Consider the following 18,035-nt stretch of genomic DNA (forward strand, 5'->3'; position numbering starts at 1 on the left):
AATTTGCCTTGGAGGCTAGTTATCTCGTCTCAAATAGCAACATCACTTCAGTATCCTATTCAAGTAGAGCGCATAGAGAAAGACCTTTATGCGCTCGCCCAATATGGCTATAACCCAAACGATAAAGGTATTTATCGACAAGGGTTAACCGACGTCGACATGCAAGCAAGAGCTTGGGTGAAAGAACAGTTCGAAGCACTTGGTATGAATTGTTTTCTCGACGGCGTTGGTAATGTTTGTGGGCGCTATGTGCCTCCTGACCGTCCTGAAGTTTCCGATCGTCCAGCGGTGCTCATCGGTTCGCATTTAGATTCGGTTCCGGCTGGCGGTATGTTTGATGGAACGTTAGGTGTGATGGCGGGTATGGAATGCGTTCGCGTTATTGCTGAAAATAATATCCCGATTAATCGGCCCATCGAAGTCATCGGCACCAGTGAAGAAGAGGGGCGTTTTGGTGGAATGCTAGGCGCTCAAGCGCTTACCGGAAACTTAACTCTTGAGTGGCTAGAGCGTGCCCAAGATCCCAATGGTGAATCCCTTAAGAATGCGTTAGAAAAATGCGGGTTTAACCTTCACGATGCATTGCACGCCAAGCGTGATCCCAAATCTATTCGAGCTTTTTTAGAATTGCATATTGAGCAAGGCCCAGTGTTAGAAATCGAGAAAAAGTCGGTTGGGGTCGTGGACGGAATTTCTGGTGTTTTCAAGTGGCTGATTAAGTTTGTTGGTAAAGCCGATCATGCCGGGACCGCACCGATGCATATGCGCAGTGATGCATTTATGGGGGTTGCTGATTTTGCTCATGAGCTCAGTCGAATTATTGATGAAGATGGCTCTGAATACACGCGTTTAACCATAGGCCGAGTAGAATTAAAACCTGGGTTTGCTCATACCATTCCAGGAGAAGCTCACTTTACCTTGGTTGGCCGTGATATGGACCATCAGGTAATGAAAGACGTTGCACTTTCGTGTAATAAAGTACTGTCGGCGATTGCGCGCAAACACAACTTAAAGTTTGAGTATGAGCAATTGAGCTGGCTTGAGCCTAGGCATTTTTCCGATGAATTGGTGGGGCAAGTCGAGCGCAATGCTCAGGCTGCGCAATTGGATTTTATGAGAATGCCTAGCGGTGCTGGACACGATTGTCAGTTCTTTGCTGATTTAGTACCGACAGCGTTAATTTTTGTGCAAAGCGTAGCCGGAATCTCTCACGCGCCAGATGAGTGGTCACATTGGGATGACATCGAACAAGGCGCCAACCTACTGATGAAGACCGTTCTTGACTTATGTCTCGAAGATAATTGAGTTTAGCTATGGCTCTTTGCCGATGACTTCGGATATTTCTAATAGCGGCGCGGCATCAATGTCACTGGCATCCATCATTGAGGCCACTCGGCTAAACGAAGACAGTAATAAGTTCTGTTCCCACTCCTCTAGGTGTTTAAAGCGCTCAATAAAGTGATCTTGCAATGGCTTCGGGGCCTTGTGAAGCAAGTCAACGGCGGGTTCAGTGAGGTGTAATGACACTCGACGACGGTCGAGTTGACTGCGCTCACGACGAATTAAGGCGCGCGACTCAAGACGATCGAGAATGGTGGTGACCGTTCCTTGACTCAGATTGACCTTATCCGCGATATCTTTAGCGGTTACACCGTCTTGCTTTTCAATAACTTGCAGCACCAATAATTGCGGACCGGTCATACCGGATTCTTTGTTAAGTCGTTTGGAATGCAAGTCAATTGAACGAATGATTCGTCTTAGAGAAATGAGTAGTTCTTCGTATTTTTCCATAGCGTCTGGCCAAGTTTTACAGGATCATTGTTTTAGGTATTATTTCGCTTGGCTTTTTGTCGTGCTTCAAAAGCGGTCAGTTGTGCCGGCGTCGCTGGTGCTTGAAATTGTTCTTTCCACTGAGAATAAGGCATACCGTAAACCATTTCTCGAGCGGCTTCGTAGTCGAGAGGCTGCTCTAAGTTATCCGCCGCTTCTACCATCCATTTCGCCAAACAGTTACGACAAAAATCCGCCAAAATCATTAGATCGATATTTTGCACATCTTTGTTTTCATCAAGGTGTTGCAATAGTCGTCGAAACGCAGCCGCTTCTATTTCGGTCCGTTGATTGGGGGTCATAAGTACTCCTGTTTAATCAAAGTTAGGACGCGCCAAACTCAACGTCTGGCGCAAAGTAAACCAGGTCGACTGAATTATTCAGTGCGGCTGGTTACTTCTAGGAGGTGATAACCAAATTGTGTCTTAACTGGGCCTTGTACCGTATTTACAGGAGCAGAAAAAACCACTTCATCAAATTCTTTTACCATTTGACCACGACCAAACTCACCAAGTTCTCCGCCGTTGCGGCCAGAGGGGCAGCTTGAGTGTTGCTTGGCCATTTCGGCAAAATCAGCACCATCGGTGATCTGCTGTTTGATATCATTACACTTCTCTTCACTGTCAACCAACAGGTGACGGGCAGTTGCTCGAACCATTACTTTCTCCTATTTCAACATTCATCGTTTGCGAGTTACCCGCCCATTATAACGATTTTTGATAGACTTTTTCACCTGCAACCCAGGTTTCTAAAACGTCCGCCTTCCACAACTCTTCTACTGGCCGATTAAAGATGTCTCGATCGACAATAATGAAGTCTGCCCATTTCCCTGGTTCTAAACTGCCTAAGCTCTGCTCTTGGTGCGCAGCGTAGGCGGCATCGAGGGTAAAGCTTCGCAGAGCTTCTTGTAAGGTCATACGCTGTTCGGGAATCCAACCTCCCGGAGGCTGGTTTTGCGTATTTTGGCGTGTCACCGCTGCGTGAATGCCTAAAAACGGGTTGGCCAATTCAACCGGAAAGTCTGAGCCTGCAGCGATAATGGTGCCTTGATCAAGAATGGTTCGCCATGCGTAAGCGCCTTTTAATCGGTCTTTACCCACTCTATCTTCAGCCATATTCATATCACTGGTTGCATGGGTCGGCTGCATACTGGCAATCAGGTTGAGGGTTTTGAGCCTTGGAATATCCACCGTTGCGACGACTTGGGTGTGCTCAATTCGGTGCCGTAGATCGTTCCCGAAGCCTTTCTTGTATGCCGCTGCGATGGCGTCTAGAACCAGTCGGTTACCTCGGTCGCCGATGGCGTGAACATTCGCTTGAAAGCCTGCCGCCAGTACTTGTTCGATTAATGATGTTAACTGCGCTGGAGGGGTGACGAGTAAACCCTTGTGATCGCCTTTATCGGAATAGGGCTCTAACATAGCTGCGCCTCGACTGCCCAAGGCTCCATCGGAGTAGAGCTTGACACTGCGAATCGATAACTTGTCTTCTTCATCGGCAACAAAGCCGGCTTTTAACCACTGAGTCAATTTTGCGGAGCTTCCGTCGAGCATGGCATAAATGCGTATTGGCAGTTGGTTTTTCTGTTGTCTTTGTTGATACAACCGGTATAGGTTTTCACCGATGCCCGCATCATGAACACTGGTTATGCCTAACCTTAGAAGGTGATCAAATGCTTTATCGAGCGCAAAATTAAGTTCAAGTTCGCTGGTTTTTGGAAGATGCTTGGTAACCAAAAACTCAGCGGTATCGATTAAGACGCCGGTGGGCTGCCCTTGTGCATCACGAATGATTTGTCCACCATCGGGATCGGGTGTTTGTGCATTGATGCCCGCAATCTCCAACGCCTTACTGTTTACCCAAGCAGCGTGACCGTCTATTCGACTCAGCACAATGGGCTTATTAATCTTTAATGCATCAAGCGCCTGGCGATGTGGAAAGACTTTATCTGGCCACAAAACTTGGTTCCAACCTCGTCCTGTAATCCAGCGCTGTTTAGGGTTGTTTCGTGCAAACTCAGTAACTCGTTCAACGGCCTCGTTGATGGATTTGGTTCCGCGCAAATCGACACTGGTAAGCCCTTCGCCCAAACCAAGAACATGGCCATGCGCATCGATCAGTCCTGGAAGTAATGTTTTACCTTGCCCATCGATGGCCTTTGCAGTCGGGTATTGTTGTTTCGCAATGGCGGTATCGCCGGTAAACACGACTTTACCCTGATCAAACACCAAACTGTTGAATTGAACCAGCTTGGCTTCTGCGCCCGGTTTACCCGTCATGGTGTAGCCAGCGATATTATGGATAAGTGTGGGTTGAGCGAAGCTCACCAGACTGGTCAGCAACAAAACCACAAGAACACTGAATCGAATCATTTTAACTCTCAGTTAGGCAAAAGGTGGATGAATCGAGTGTACCTAGTTTTAGTTTCAGTGTCATCTTGAGTAGAATGAAACTTACTATTAATCAATTACTTGCGGAATTACGTGTGAATCCTTCATGGGCCGAGAGGTTAGCCGAGCATTTGGCGACAGAGATCCAATCGATTGCTGCGGTCAGCGGTGGGTGTGTCAACCAAAGCTATCGAGTTGAGCTTGAAACCAGACAATGCGTCTTTGTGAAAAGCACGGCTCAAGCGGGAACAACTGACACAATGTTTACCTCTGAAGCACAATCATTGAGGTTGATGAATCAATGTGTGCCTAATTGCGCCCCTCAGGTTTTGGCCGTCGAAAAAGATTTTCTTTGTTTAGCGTGGGTTGAACCAAAGCCTCCACAAGCTAATGATTGGTTCGATGCCGGTGTGCTTTTGGCTAAGATGCATCAGACGACTTCTCCAAGATTCGGTTTTGAGTTTGATAACTACTGTGGTGCAACTCAACAACGGAATGGTTGGGCGGATGATGGCTGGGTCTTTTTCCAACAACAAAGGCTGTTGGCCCAATTGGCGATGGCGAAGCAACAACAACGGTTGAGCTCGAATATGGTTAGTCGTATTCGACGGATTGGCCATCAGTTGTCGAATGTAATTCCTGAAGCACCAGCGGTTTTACTGCATGGCGATTTGTGGTCAGGCAATTTAATGTTCTCGATCGGCGGACCAAAGCTCATCGATCCTGCTGCGTATTTTGGATGGGCCGAAGCTGACTTAGCGATGACTCTTATGTTTGGTGCTTTTCCGCCCGCCTTTTACGCCGGCTATGAAAGCATGGCCGACGTACCAGCGGATTGGAGAGAGCGAGCCGCTATTTACAACCTGTATCATTGGCTCAATCATCTGAATTTATTTGGAGAGTCTTATTTGAGTGCGTTGGAGAACTGCGTCGCTCAATGCGAATCTCTGAATAATAGTTAACTAATTCAAGGGGTTGTGAAAGTTGGTCGACGGCTATTTGGCTAAGACTATCGAACTAAACCGCTGGCTTTGCCCTGACTGGGAGAATCCCTTGAATTTAAACTGTAAAATCCGTGGTTTCTGCACTAAAATACCGCCCCTAATTGAACATTCTTTAACCTTGAGATTAAACGCTAGATGGATAAGAAGTTAAAACTCCACGGGTTTAACAACCTAACAAAGTCGTTGAGCTTTAATATCTATGATATTAACTATGCGAAAACGCCTGAGCATCGCAATGAGTATATTGAATACATCGATGAGCAATATAACGCAGAGCGTTTAACTAAAATTCTAACTAACGTTACTGAAATTATTGGTGCTCACGTGCTAAATGTTGCACGTCAAGATTATGATCCGCACGGTGCATCTGTGACGATTTTAATTGCCGAGCATGAAATTGAGCCAAAAGAAGAACAACTCGATGAAACCCCTGGACCTTTGCCAGAATCGGTCGTCGCGCACTTAGATAAAAGTCACATCACGGTGCATACTTATCCTGAAAGCCATCCTGACAATGGTATCAGTACATTTCGTGCTGATATTGATGTGTCTACTTGCGGGGTTATTTCTCCTCTGAAAGCGTTAAATTATTTAATTCACAGTTTTGACTCAGATATTGTCATTATGGATTATCGAGTACGAGGCTTTACTCGCGATGTCGATGGGACTAAGCATTACATTGATCATGAAATCAATTCGATTCAGAATTATTTATCCGATGATACGCAAGATGAATATCAAATGATCGATGTTAATGTGTATCAAGAAAATACGTTTCATACCAAAATGATTCGTAAAGAAATCGATGCCGATGATTATCTTTTTGGTTCTGGGGTCAGTGAATTCACAGATCCAGAAATCAAGCAAATCAAAGACAGTGTTGAAAAAGAAATGCTTGAAATATTCTACTCGAAAAACATGCCATCGAAATAATCTAAACGGTCACTTTCCAAGAGGAAGTGACCGACGTTTGGCGGTTGCTATGTTACAGCAGCCGCGCGCCTAGCTCATCAATCTGACTAACCCAATGAAAACTGTGCGGTCCTTGTTGCAAGGTCTTTTGCAGGCGAGGTGCGAGTGTTTGCGCAATTTCTTGAGAAGGGCAAACCGCAAAACAAGTAGGACCTGATCCCGATATTGCAAACGCTAAAGCACCATTGTTGAGTGCGAGTTGGTGCGCCTGATCGAAATTAGGAATTAACGATTGCCTTGAAGGTTGAATTGAGTCGTCGAGCAATGATTGAATGGCACTCGATTGATCGTGTTCAAAGCAAGCCGCAGTAAAAGTAGCCAAGCGTTTTTGCATATTTATGGCTTGCTGCAAGGTTAGCGTTTTTGGTAAAACTTCGCGCGCTTTGCGCGTGGTAATTTCAATATCTGGAAAACAAAAGGCAAAGTAAAGATTATTAAAAAATGGCAAGCGTCGGCAAACGGGAAGCGCTTCTTCATTGATTAATTGCAACCCGCCTAATAAGCAAGGCGCTACATTGTCGTAGTGTTCAGCGCCAGCATTACCTCCTTCAATTTTTGCGCTCCAAAGTAGCAATTGATCTTGGCTAAAAGGTGACTGATACCATTGGTTTAATCCATACAGTGTCGCAACAATTGACGAGGAGCTTGAACCAAGGCCGCTACCGATGGGTAAGTTTTTTGACAATTTAAAGGTTAATTTTTGCGCCTTTATGTCTGGCTGCAGCAAGGCTAATTGCTGATTGAAAAAGCTTGCGGTTTTAATGACTAAGTTGTCTTTGTCTTGCGGTAATCGAAATGCAAACTCGCCTTCGGCTGAATAGCCCGCTGGCTTATCATCACTGATGGTTAAAGTGTCACCGAGTAAGCGGTCATCGGTTTTAATCGCAGCACCAAGCACATCAAATCCGACGATAAAGTTACCGATTGAAGCTGGGGCAAAAACCGTTATAGAAGGCATTAGTAACTCCTAAGAAACAACTGACTGAAGAATATCGCCGAACACGCCCGCCGCAGTCACATCGGCTCCAGCGCCATAACCTCGAATCACCAAAGGAACCGGATCATATCGTTGGGTGTGGAATGAAAACGCATTTTCACCATCTTTAATTGGAAAAAGCGGGTGAGAAGCATTAACCGCTATCAAAGAGACTTTCATTTGCCCGTTTTGATCGATGGTTCCAGCATAGCGTAAAACCTGCCCTTGTGCTTTTGCTTGTTCTACTTGTTGTTGAATAGAGCGATCAACTTCAGGCAGCGCTTGCATAAACTCATCAATACTATTTTTAGCAAACAATTCAGGAGGCAGCAGAGATTCGATGATCACATCGTCTAGCTCGCCTTCAGCGCCAAATTCTCGTGCAATAATTAATAGCTTTCGCGCAATGTCCATACCGTTTAAATCATCTCGCGGATCGGGCTCGGTAAATCCTTTTTCTTTGGCTTTTTTTACCGCCTCTGAAAAAGCCAGGCCATTATCTAATTCTCCCATGATATACGACAGCGAACCCGATAGAATTCCCCCAAAAGCTAACAGCTGATCGCCACTGCGGACTTGATTTTGAATATTGGCAATGATGGGAAGGCCTGCGCCAACATTCGTTTCATAAGCAAATTTTCGCAGATATCGGTGAGCGTTTTGACGCAGTTTTTGATAATTCTGAATCGACGAGGTATTGGCCTTTTTATTTGCTGCAACGATATGCAAACCATGTTCGAACAGCTGATTATATTGACCGCTTAACTGGTCGCTGCTGGTGCAATCGACAAAAACGGGATTTATTGGGCGAGAATTTTCGAGAGACTTCAACAGTTGCTCGGTGGTTGAACTCAGTTTCGAAAGTGCAAGATTTTTCTTCCAGTTATTGAGTGATAGTCCATCTCCGCGCCAAAGCAGTTGTTTAGAGTTGGCAATGCCCACCACCTTTAATTCAATTCGTTGTGTTCTCAGTTTGGCTTGTTGAGTTTCTATTTGGCTAAGTAGCTCAGCTCCGATAGTACCCACTCCGTATAAAATGACAGAAATGGTTCTTGGACACTCAAAAAAGTATTCAAATACTTTATTCAAAGCGACATCCGCTTTACTTTGTCGTACCACGGCAGAGATGGAACCTTCAGAAGAGTCTTGAGCGATGGCAATAATATTAACATTGGCAAGCGCTAAGGCTGAGAAAAACTTTGCAGCAACACCATGCGTCTGCTTCATACTGTCACCAACAACAGTAATCGATGATAAGCGGTCTCGAATTTCTGGGGGATCCATTTGTTGGTGTTTAATTTCGAGTTTGAACTCTTTTTCTATCGCGCGTTTTGCGGGAACAACATCCGATTGTTTTACGCAGATAGAAATAGCGTATTCAGATGAGCCTTGTGAAATAAGCACAATAGAAATGTTCTGTGCAGAAACACAATGAAAGACTCGCTCTGCGAGTCCGGCCGTTCCTTTTAAGTTGGCCCCTGATAAATTGATAATGGCTAGGTTATCGAGGGATGTAACACCGGCGATACGGTCGTGATTTGAAGAAGAACTCTGCGCGGTAATCAACGTGCCTTCTCCGTCAGGGTTAAGCGTGTTTTTTATTCGCGTTGGGATCTGATGGCTGGCAATGGGAGCAATGGTTTTTGGATGAAGAACCTTAGCGCCAAAATAAGACAGCTCCATTGCTTCACGGTAACTGAGTTGCGAAACTACTTTAGCCTGACGAACACGTGACGGATCGGCGTTGTAAACGCCATCGACATCGGTCCATATCTGTAACTCTTTGGCTCGGTAAAGGCTTGCTAAAATAGCCGCCGACAAATCAGAACCATTGCGACCGAGCAACGTTGGTTGATGCTCCTCGTTCATGGCGATAAAGCCGGGGCAAATCCAAATATCGTCTTGCATGGGAAATTGAGACGCAGCAACACGTGATAATTCTTCGTCATAAATGCCATCGAGTACAGAGCCATCGGTTTTAATAACCTGTCGGCTATTGATGCACTGTATTGAGGCATTGGGCAATAGCATTTGTAATGCGCTTGAAAACAAGGTCGCGCATAACTCTTCACCGCTTCCCAGTACCAGCGCAGTGGTTTGTTCATCTGCGTGCTGCAGCAGCTCTATGCCAAGTAACTTTTGATGAATCAAGTGTAATTGACTTTCGATGGCGGTTTGGCAGTGATTCCAGTTAAACGATTCAGTGCGACCCAATGACTGCTCAAATGTTTGCAGTTCGGTCAGTCGTTGATGATGACGGTCACAAATGGATGTCCAGAGTGATTCGTCCAGTTGTCCGCTTTTTGCGCTGCTAAGTAAAGACGTCAATTGATCGGTAATGCCTCCAAGCGCCGATACCACAACAATGCCTTGCGTGGTTGAAAGTTGCTCGCTGGTGACGGTTAAGCAATTATTGAATCCTTGTTCGGAACCAACCGAAGAGCCACCAAACTTTAATACTTTCACTGAATCGTTCCTCCATTTTTTTCTAGTCTCTAGGGTGCTATGGTTAGCGAGAAAGGTCAATGTTACTAATATATCGCAAGGGTATATCTGAGACCTTTATTTTCGTGAAATAACGGATAGGTATAGACTGTTGAGTTACTTGTTTGAACAATGAGTAAAAGGTCATCATCCTAGCGGGAGTTTATCAGGTTGATACCGTCGGTTGGCATTGCTTGTTGCTAATGTCTATGAGTATGGATTGATCAACGTTGATGTGGCGTTGAGTAATAATTAGGCATAAGAAACTTTTTGCAAGCCCAGTCTAGTGGTAGTCTTTAATATTGTTAGCGACGTTCGATAAGAATAATAGGAAAACTAGGAGTCGATATGAAATTAGTAACGCTGGTGTTAACGATCATAATGAGCACCGCATTGCAGGCAGATCAAGTGATTCATGCTGGCTTTTTGGTCGATACAGAGTCTGGTTCTGTGCTTCCAGAGCGCTCGATTGTCATTAATAACGGGCGAGTGGTGAAGGTGGTTAAAGGCTACATTGCTGGCGAACAAGTAATTGATCTGAAAGACTCGACCGTTATGCCTGGATTAATGGATATGCATACCCATCTAACCAGTGGGGCATCGCCATCGGCTTACACCGAAAAGTTCTTCCATGAGCAGTCCTTTTTTGCCATTCGCGCGGTGGTTAATGCCGAGAAGACCTTGATGGCAGGGTTTACTACGGTTCGAGATCTAGGAAGTGATCCACGAGTGACTCGTGAAATCGATCAGGCAATCGATAATCGCACCATTAAAGGCCCGCGAATTTTCAATGCCGGCAAAAGCATTGCCACAACCGGTGGACATGCTGATCCAACCAATGGTGTGAACCAAGAATTGATGGGTAGCCCAGGACCAACAGAAGGGGTGATCAATGGCCCAGACGATGCTTATGAAGCCGTCCGGCAACGTTATAAAGAAGGCAGTGAAGTGATTAAGTTAACGGTGACGGGTGGCGTTTTGAGCCTGGCTAAAAGTGGTGATAACCCGCAGTTCACCGACCGAGAACTCGATGCCATTATGGCCGCGGCAAAAGATTATAACTTCACCGTCGCTGTGCATGCTCATGGAGTAGAAGGCATGAAGCGAGCGATAAAAGCAGGCGTTCATTCAGTCGAGCATGGCACCTATATGGATGCTGAAGCGATGCGTATGATGCGTAAACAAGGGACTTACTATGTTCCAACCATTACGGCTGGAAAATGGGTCGCTGAAAAAGCAGATACCTATCCTAAGATTGTTCAACCAAAAGCAAAAGCCGTTGGCCCACAAATTCAAACGACCTTTGGTAAGGCCTATAAAGCAGGCGTGAAGATCGCTTTTGGTACTGACGCAGGCGTCTTTCCTCATGGACTCAATGGCCGCGAGTTTCAATATATGGTTGAGGCTGGCATGCCCGCGATCGAGACCATTCAAGCTGCGACCATTAATGCGGCAAAACTGTTACGTGTTGACCACGAACTGGGATCGATTTCCGCAGGAAAAATTGCTGATATTGTGGCGGTTAAAGGAGAGCCATTAAAAGATATGCGCTTAATGCAGTCGGTTCATTTTGTGATGAAAGACGGTATTATTTATAAACAACCTTAGAACATTATGTCTATAAAACAACCGTCTTCAAAACAACGGTCCTCAAAACAACATTTTTTAGAGTTGGCGGTCGAGTTGGCCACTTTGCATTCTGCAGGTGGTCGGTGCGGCCCATTTGGTGCAGTGGTCGTCTATCAAGATCAAGTGGTAGGGCAAGGATGGAATCAGGTAGTGTCATGTTGCGACCCCACCGCCCACGCAGAAGTGATGGCCATTCGCGACGCATGTAAAACCTTAGAGCGTCATGAATTATCTGGCTGTGAAATCTATGCGTCTTGCCAGCCTTGTCCAATGTGTTTAAGTGCAATCGTGTGGGCTCGATTAGATCGGGTGTTTTACGCAGCGACAAAAGATGCCGCTGCTAAAGCCGGATTTGATGACGCACGCTTATATGCTGCGTTTACCGAACAACAGTTGCCAACCCTTATTGCATCGGAGTATCTAGCGCTCGAGTCTGCTGAGAAAGTACTTGCTGACTGGCGGAAAAATCCCAATAAGGTTGACTATTAGAGTCGTTTTGCAATCGCTAATGCCACAAAAAAGTACTGGATTGGCGATTAAGAATAGACACCGCAAAGTGCTCATCCGCCGATCGTTGCGCGGCTCCAAAGCAGACATGTAAAGGTATTAGGTGCTCCTCACGAGGATGACTCATTCGTGCTCCAGGCGCACTCGACCAGTCGAATAGTCGTGATTGTTGTTCCTCAGCGTTTAATGGCTTGGTCAGTAACGTTTCTGTTAACCAAGTTTCAAATGAACTATTTGCGTCTTGCATGGCCTTTGTTGAGGGCTGTTCGAAAAATCCCTTCATATTGTGAAATGAAAAGCCGGAACCCAAAATCAAACGGTCGGGACGATTTAAATCTTGCAGTGCTTTTCCGAGTTGCCAATGCAGTTTGGGATCAAGTGACTCGTGCAAAGACAGTTGAACACAAGGAATGTCGGCATTTGGATACATTAGGGTTAGTGGCACCCACAAACCATGATCAAAACCCCTGTCTGCATCAAGTGTTGCTGGCAACGCTTGATTTTTGATAGCCGAGTGAACCTGTGACGCTAAATCGGGGGAGCCAGACACCGGATACTGTAACTGATAACTTTCATTCGGAAAGCCATAGTAATCGTAAATAATGTCGGGTTTTGCACCCGACGTGATGGTGAAGGTGTTACTTTCCCAATGAGCACTGATCACCAAAATTTCTTTAGGACGTTGTATGATCTTCGCTAAATAGTTTAAGTGTTCAACCATCTCTTGGTGACCAGGGTCGCCGAGCAGTGGTAAAGGGCCTCCGCCATGGGAGATAAAGGCAATAGTCATGAAGGCAAACTCCGTATTGGTAGAGTTTTATACTAGACCATGTGAGTTCGATGAAGTGGCTAATTTTTCGAAGGGTAGAAACGAAAAAATCGAGAGGTCGTTCTTTATTCGAGAAAGAGGCAGTCGCCAGTACGTTAGTTGGCGACTCATTCGGCAGCGTCGAGGTCACTGTCGAATGAGTAAAACGTTATCCTAATTGCTGAAGAATGACGTCGGCAGTACTGGCTTCGAATTGTTTCGGTTGCTCAACATTTAGGTGAGTGACCACGCCATCATCAACAATCATTGAATAACGCTGTGAACGTACGCCGCCAAAATCACCGGTATCCATTTCAAGACCGATGGCTTTAGTAAAAGCAGCGCCACCGTCGGCAAGCATGATGATGTCTTCTGCATTACTGGCTTCGCCCCAAGACTTCATTACAAAGGAGTCATTGACCGATAGGCAAATAATGCTATCGACACCGTTCGCTTTAATTTTATCGGCATTGACCACAAAACCGGGTAAATGAGCTTCAGAGCAGGTAGGGGTAAATGCACCCGGTACTGCAAACAGAACGACTTTTTTGCCCGCAAATAAGTCTTTGGTGGTCGGATTGGATGCACCTTCTTTGGTCAATAACTGAAAGGTTGCTTCGGGAAGAGAGTCACCAACTTTAATCATGATCGAGTCCTTATGTTTACTGATTGTTTTGCAATAAATATTGCCAATATTAATTTGAGTGTAAAAAACTGACTACAAGATATTTGATTGTAAGAGCATTGTGTATGAAAGCCCAGACTAATTTACGTTAAAGTGCTTGGTATGGAGTCATACTGGTGCCAAAAGCTTTTATTATAAGTTATCGCTAACGCCAAACATTGAATCAAATCGTTTACGGTATTGCCTCACAATAAAATGAAATGTTGATAATCTATTTGACGCGGGTTTGGAAAATATCACAATGAAATATTCGGTAGCCTTGACTTTACTCTTAATGATCACCATCAGCTCGCTTTGCCGGGCGGAGCTAACTCATTCATCCATTCAGATTTCTTCAACTCAGGCGACTGATCGTGTTACTTCACTCGCTGAAAACATGACTCGGACGTTATTGGATTTGGCCAACGAGAAGATACAAGCAACGTTATTAACTCGTGCTTCTTTTCAAGATGTCACGGAAGGTAAGCTTAGGACCTCTTTTTACTGCAGTATTGAAATGTCACCGTCAATGAATAGTCGCTTCGCGAATGCTTTGCAAATAAGAGATATCAGAAATATAACGGTATGGCGGCCGATTGACGGTGATGCTAAGGAGTGGGTCATTGTTTACTTTTAGTGATGTTTATTTATAGCGGTGTTTATTTATAACGGTGTTGACTTATGTCGATGGTATACGAGTTTCAATGCCGTAAGCTAATCTCGCCAGCAGTTTCGTCCAGCTTCTTTGGCATAGTAAACGGCAACATCCGATTCTTTGATGAGTGTTTCAAGGCTTTTGTTTGGGCTAAAGTAAGCGACGCCAAGTGAAAACGTGACGGGGTGGATGTCTGGAAGACCTTCGACATGAAAGTTCGAGAGAGCCTCTTGTAGCCGCTGGTATACGGTTTCGATTTGTTGTTTATCGATTCCAGGCATGACTAACAACCATTCTTCACCGCCAAAGCGACCCAATCGATCTAAGTTGCGTAGCGTTTGACTCAAGCGAGAATAGAAATGTTGCAAAACCTTATCGCCGATATCATGACCGTATTGGTCATTAATCGACTTAAAGCGATCAAGATCAATTAAGCCGATGGCCAATTTATTTCCGGAGTCTTCCGCGAGCTCGAGTTGTCGACGAGCGTATTCGAGAATATGACGACGATTGGGTGCGCCAGTTAACTCGTCGGTTAATGCCATCGCTTTAAAGCGGCGACGGGACCTTGCTTGAATGGAAACTATCACGACGGCCGCTAAGGTGGTAATCAATGCCATGGCGATAACCGCCCACAGTAAGTTCTTTTGTGTTTCTTGCTTGTCGATTTCGAGTTGCTTGAGATCGTTGTCTTTTTGTAGAAGCAAATACTCGGCTTCTTTTTTCTCGGTATCGAACTTTACCTTCATTTCATCTAACGAGCGCTGACTTTCTCTTTGATGCTTTCCGACCAATTGTTCGTTGTATTGCTTCTGATATTGATACGCTCGTACATAATCGTCGCTGGCGGCGTAAATTTCGCTGGCAGTTTTTAACGCTTTTATAACCGCTTCTTCAACTTTGATTTCTCGTGCTAATTTTAACGCTTCTTCAATTTTATGTTTCGCGACAAGATGCTTTCCTTGGGCGCTGTAACTTTCTGCTAAAACAATCGTTATACTGACCATCATGCGACGATCATTGTTTGCCGAAATGATCTGAAAAGATTGCTCAAAGTAGTCAATGGCTAGTGCATGCTCATTTTTTAGTGCGGCAATTTGCCCCAGTTCACGCCAAACATACGCCTTTCCAATATCGTCGTTGAGTTGATTACTAAGCGCTAGCGCTTTTCTAAACCAGGTTTCAGATTGAGAGTATTGTTTCAACCTTTGATGCGCCACCCCCAGATTAAAATAGATAACCGAGGCGTAAAATGTTTGCTGCTCATTATCAATTAGGGTTAACGATTCTTGATAGTACTCTATGGCTTTGGCGTGCTCTCCAGTTTTCGTATAGAGCTGGGCAATAGAGGCAACTGTGGTTGATAACAAGGTTCGACGTTTTAGATCTTTGAATTGTTGGTAAGCTTTTAAGTAATAGGTTAAAGCCTCGTCATAGTTTTCTTTGTGATATTCAATTTGCCCTTTCAATAGCCAAACTTCAGCCGTTTTAACGGGAGCATTGAGCGTTTGATAAATTCTTAACGCTTGGTTGTTCAGCTGTGTTGCCGCTGCGTACTCGGCAGTATTAAATTTTAATCGTGCTTTTTCGTAAAAGTAATAGGCATTAAAAGCAGGATGATTCAGTTGTGTGATTAGCTCTTCGATAGCATCGAGTTGTTGTTCTGCTTCTCCGTTCAACTCTAAGGTGAGCGCCAATGCGGTGACCGTCAGTGCAGCATAGGCGTAATGTTTTGGTTGAGTTTTAGGTATTTGAGTGAGTTGTTGTTTTAAGTTAGGAAGTTCTTCTTGATAATGCAACTGAGCGTCGGTTGTCAGTTTGTGCCAACGCTCTTGAAAGGATAGTTCGATGTCATAAATATTCGCTTGAGCGGTGTTTGAGCCAATATTCGCCTGGCTAAGTAATGGGGTGTCTTTAGACGTTTTCGTATCCTCTGCCATAACCAAGGCATGGATCAGGCTTGTCGATAAAAGAGCCATACAAAGGCTACAAAAGTAGATTAAGCAACGAAGGGGATGTATTTTAAAGTTGGATAACGTCAAAGGCTGCAGTAGAGTTAAGTTTTAGAGTTAAGAGTATAGCAAAGGCATCCATGAGTGGACGAATTCAACCGATAATTAGCTCTTCGGCAACTAGAGGATAGTAAGATGTCGTTCATTGCAGCGTTACATTCAACGCGACCACCCTTCTTAGTATTAGCGCCGGTATGCGTATACTTAGGATTACAAATCGCCTCGCCAAAAGAGCTCGAGTGGACATTGTTATGCATGATTATGGTCGCTGCGATAGCAGCTCATATCAGTGTTAATACATTTAATGAATATTTTGATTTTCGTACTGGTCTTGATGCATTGACTCAAAAAACTCCGTTTAGTGGCGGTAGCGGCGCTTTGCCGAATAATCACGCCGCTGCGCCATTGACCTTAGCCATTGCGATACTTTCTATGGTCATTGTTTCTTTCATCGGTCTCTGGTTAGCTTGGCAAGTCAATGGGTGGCTTCTACCTTTGGGAGTGGTAGGCGTAATATTGATTGCAACTTACACTCAATGGATAAATAAACACCCCTGGTTATGTTTAATCGCTCCGGGAGTTGGCTTTGGTGTTTGTGTTGTGATGGGCTCTGCGATGGCTTTTGGCGCATCATGGGAGTTACGCAATAGTCTGTTACTGGTGGTTCCATTCTCACTCGTGAATAACTTATTGCTTCTGAATCAGTATCCCGATGTGACTGCTGATCACCAAGTTGGGCGAAAAACGTTTCCTATTGTCTACGGGTTTACGTTGAGCCACTGGGTGTACGGTTTACAAGCTTTAATGGCGAGTGGAGCGATTATTATTGCGGTAGCTTTGGAGTGGATACCGCAGAGCAGTATGGTTTCATTACTGCCCGTATTGCTTTCTGGGTATGCTTTGTTGGGTGCGATCAGGTACGGAGCATCGATAGGCTTACACCCGCAATATTTAGCGGCGAATGTCGCTGCGACTTTGCTAGTTCCTCTGATGTTAGGCTGGACTTTGTAAGTTGTCGTTTACAAGAGAGGTATTCAAAAGTTGTCGATTCGATGTAGCGCCTTCAACGTAACCCGTACGGAGTTTGAAATAGTCAAGCCCCACTCAAAGAATCAAAAGAAATTAACGCTTTGAGTGGGGTGCAGGGTCACTTAGATAAACTATTGATTGTATTCCGTTGCCTTACTTAACAAACGTTTAATACCCGATTCATCACTGCGGCAGTCGGTTAAGTCTGACTTTTGAAATACGAACACTTTGTCATTCGCACCTCGAGACTCTGCAAAACCTTCGAAGATAAGCGTAACGTACTCATCATTATCGAGAGAGCGCAATGACGCATTGTAGTCACACAGAGCAGTCACTGTTTCTTTAACGATAGATGTTTTTCGTTCAGCGACTTTCTTTTTACGCGCATTGCGATATTCATCCATCTTCTTTTCGTACTCTTTCATTTTTTCTTTGTATTCAGCGACTTTTTTCTCGACTTCTTTCTTCTGCTTTTCAAGCTCTTCTCGTCGATCTTTTTCTGCACGATAGCGTTCACGCTCAATTTCGCGAAGTTCTCGTAAGTGATCTCGATACTCATCTCGACGATCTCGGGCTTCTTCACGCATTCTTCGCAGTTCTTCACGAGTTTCTTCTGCGACTTCGACGTTGTATCGACCATCTAACTCTGCCATGCCCGCTTCTAACTCAGCTTCCATTTCCAGTCGAGCTTCTTCAGGAAGAATGGGTGCCATGGCTGGAATGACCTCTTGAACGGCTGAGAGTGCACTCGCGCCCAATGACTCGCCCCAAGCATCCCAGTCTCCATCAAACTCCGGAAGCGGTACGATGGAAGTTGAGTTTAATTTAAATACCATACCTTGCTTGGCGAGATACATGGCTTCGACTCGATTACTGTAGCGATTACCATTTGAAATGGACGTTTCAATGATCTTTTTCATGATTTTCATATCTTTATTGATATTCGAATAATCTTCAGCCGATGCATTGAAAGAGGTCATTAGACTGGTTCCTATCAAACCGCCTAAAACTAGTGATTTAAAATTCATAAAATACTGCCTCCAAAAAACCTTTACTGTTAAAACTGCAGGGTAAA

General features: G+C 44.8%; 17 protein-coding genes. 7 read left to right on the top strand and 10 right to left on the bottom strand.

Features of this window, described 5'->3' with window-relative positions; all coding sequences use genetic code 11:
* The first annotated feature begins 3 nt into the window (after window positions 1-3).
* On the top strand, window positions 4-1,305 hold the full coding sequence (locus Q9312_RS16860; protein WP_309202024.1) for a Zn-dependent hydrolase: 1,302 nt from the start codon (window positions 4-6) through the stop codon (window positions 1,303-1,305).
* Between the two features lie 6 nt (window positions 1,306-1,311).
* On the opposite strand, the gene Q9312_RS16865 is transcribed toward Q9312_RS16860, so the two are convergent.
* The 4 genes from Q9312_RS16865 to Q9312_RS16880 all read right to left on the bottom strand — a co-directional run bounded on the left by Q9312_RS16865 (window position 1,312) and on the right by Q9312_RS16880 (window position 4,202).
* Window positions 1,312-1,791, bottom strand: coding sequence for a MarR family winged helix-turn-helix transcriptional regulator (locus tag Q9312_RS16865; RefSeq protein WP_309202025.1), 480 nt, complete (start codon window positions 1,789-1,791; stop codon window positions 1,312-1,314).
* Window positions 1,792-1,823: 32 nt separating this feature from the next.
* The gene (locus tag Q9312_RS16870) at window positions 1,824-2,132 is read right to left on the bottom strand and encodes a DUF1244 domain-containing protein (RefSeq protein WP_309202026.1); all 309 of its coding nucleotides are present in this window, start codon (window positions 2,130-2,132) and stop codon (window positions 1,824-1,826) included.
* A gap of 74 nt (window positions 2,133-2,206) precedes the next feature.
* Window positions 2,207-2,488, bottom strand: a complete 282-nt coding sequence (locus tag Q9312_RS16875) for a peptidylprolyl isomerase (RefSeq protein WP_309202027.1) — start codon at window positions 2,486-2,488, stop codon at window positions 2,207-2,209.
* Window positions 2,489-2,534: 46 nt separating this feature from the next.
* Window positions 2,535-4,202, bottom strand: coding sequence for an amidohydrolase (locus tag Q9312_RS16880; RefSeq protein ID WP_309202028.1), 1,668 nt, complete (start codon window positions 4,200-4,202; stop codon window positions 2,535-2,537).
* A 74-nt stretch (window positions 4,203-4,276) separates the two neighbouring features.
* Between Q9312_RS16880 and Q9312_RS16885 the strand changes: the two genes are divergently transcribed.
* A complete protein-coding gene (locus Q9312_RS16885; RefSeq protein ID WP_309202029.1) occupies window positions 4,277-5,182 on the top strand; it encodes a fructosamine kinase family protein in 906 nt (301 codons plus the stop codon).
* A gap of 177 nt (window positions 5,183-5,359) precedes the next feature.
* Window positions 5,360-6,157 (top strand): adenosylmethionine decarboxylase, encoded by a 798-nt coding sequence (gene speD, locus Q9312_RS16890; protein WP_309202030.1) that lies wholly within the window; start codon window positions 5,360-5,362, stop codon window positions 6,155-6,157.
* Window positions 6,158-6,209: 52 nt separating this feature from the next.
* Here the strand turns inward: speD and thrB are convergent, their stop codons facing one another.
* Both thrB and thrA read right to left on the bottom strand, forming a co-directional pair.
* Window positions 6,210-7,154, bottom strand: a complete 945-nt coding sequence (gene thrB, locus Q9312_RS16895) for a homoserine kinase (protein ID WP_309202031.1) — start codon at window positions 7,152-7,154, stop codon at window positions 6,210-6,212.
* Between the two features lie 9 nt (window positions 7,155-7,163).
* Window positions 7,164-9,638 (bottom strand): bifunctional aspartate kinase/homoserine dehydrogenase I, encoded by a 2,475-nt coding sequence (gene thrA / locus Q9312_RS16900; RefSeq protein WP_309202032.1) that lies wholly within the window; start codon window positions 9,636-9,638, stop codon window positions 7,164-7,166.
* A 366-nt stretch (window positions 9,639-10,004) separates the two neighbouring features.
* Between thrA and Q9312_RS16905 the strand changes: the two genes are divergently transcribed.
* Complete coding sequence (locus tag Q9312_RS16905) at window positions 10,005-11,264, top strand: metal-dependent hydrolase family protein (protein ID WP_309202033.1); 1,260 nt, start codon at window positions 10,005-10,007, stop codon at window positions 11,262-11,264.
* 6 nt (window positions 11,265-11,270) lie between these two features.
* Window positions 11,271-11,774: a nucleoside deaminase gene (locus Q9312_RS16910; RefSeq protein WP_309202034.1), complete on the top strand. Its 504-nt coding sequence runs from the start codon at window positions 11,271-11,273 to the stop codon at window positions 11,772-11,774.
* Between the two features lie 16 nt (window positions 11,775-11,790).
* On the opposite strand, the gene Q9312_RS16915 is transcribed toward Q9312_RS16910, so the two are convergent.
* Both Q9312_RS16915 and Q9312_RS16920 read right to left on the bottom strand, forming a co-directional pair.
* Window positions 11,791-12,582, bottom strand: a complete 792-nt coding sequence (locus Q9312_RS16915) for a DODA-type extradiol aromatic ring-opening family dioxygenase (RefSeq protein WP_309202035.1) — start codon at window positions 12,580-12,582, stop codon at window positions 11,791-11,793.
* 187 nt (window positions 12,583-12,769) lie between these two features.
* Complete coding sequence (locus tag Q9312_RS16920) at window positions 12,770-13,246, bottom strand: peroxiredoxin (RefSeq protein ID WP_309202036.1); 477 nt, start codon at window positions 13,244-13,246, stop codon at window positions 12,770-12,772.
* 280 nt (window positions 13,247-13,526) lie between these two features.
* Here Q9312_RS16920 and Q9312_RS16925 point away from each other — a divergent pair, with 280 nt between their 5' ends.
* Complete coding sequence (locus Q9312_RS16925; protein WP_309202037.1) at window positions 13,527-13,901, top strand: hypothetical protein; 375 nt, start codon at window positions 13,527-13,529, stop codon at window positions 13,899-13,901.
* A gap of 77 nt (window positions 13,902-13,978) precedes the next feature.
* Here the strand turns inward: Q9312_RS16925 and Q9312_RS16930 are convergent, their stop codons facing one another.
* Entirely contained in the window at window positions 13,979-15,898 is a 1,920-nt protein-coding gene (locus Q9312_RS16930) for a tetratricopeptide repeat-containing diguanylate cyclase (protein ID WP_309202038.1), read from the bottom strand.
* A gap of 168 nt (window positions 15,899-16,066) precedes the next feature.
* Between Q9312_RS16930 and Q9312_RS16935 the strand changes: the two genes are divergently transcribed.
* The gene (locus Q9312_RS16935) at window positions 16,067-16,942 is read left to right on the top strand and encodes a prenyltransferase (RefSeq protein ID WP_309202039.1); all 876 of its coding nucleotides are present in this window, start codon (window positions 16,067-16,069) and stop codon (window positions 16,940-16,942) included.
* 149 nt (window positions 16,943-17,091) lie between these two features.
* Here the strand turns inward: Q9312_RS16935 and Q9312_RS16940 are convergent, their stop codons facing one another.
* Window positions 17,092-17,988 carry a hypothetical protein gene (locus Q9312_RS16940; RefSeq protein WP_309202040.1) on the bottom strand — a complete coding sequence of 299 codons (897 nt, stop codon included), beginning with the start codon at window positions 17,986-17,988 and terminating at the stop codon, window positions 17,092-17,094.
* Window positions 17,989-18,035: the final 47 nt, after the last annotated feature.

The sequence above is a fragment of the Pleionea litopenaei genome (assembly GCF_031198435.1).
Taxonomy (GTDB): Bacteria; Pseudomonadota; Gammaproteobacteria; order Enterobacterales; family Kangiellaceae; genus Pleionea; species Pleionea litopenaei.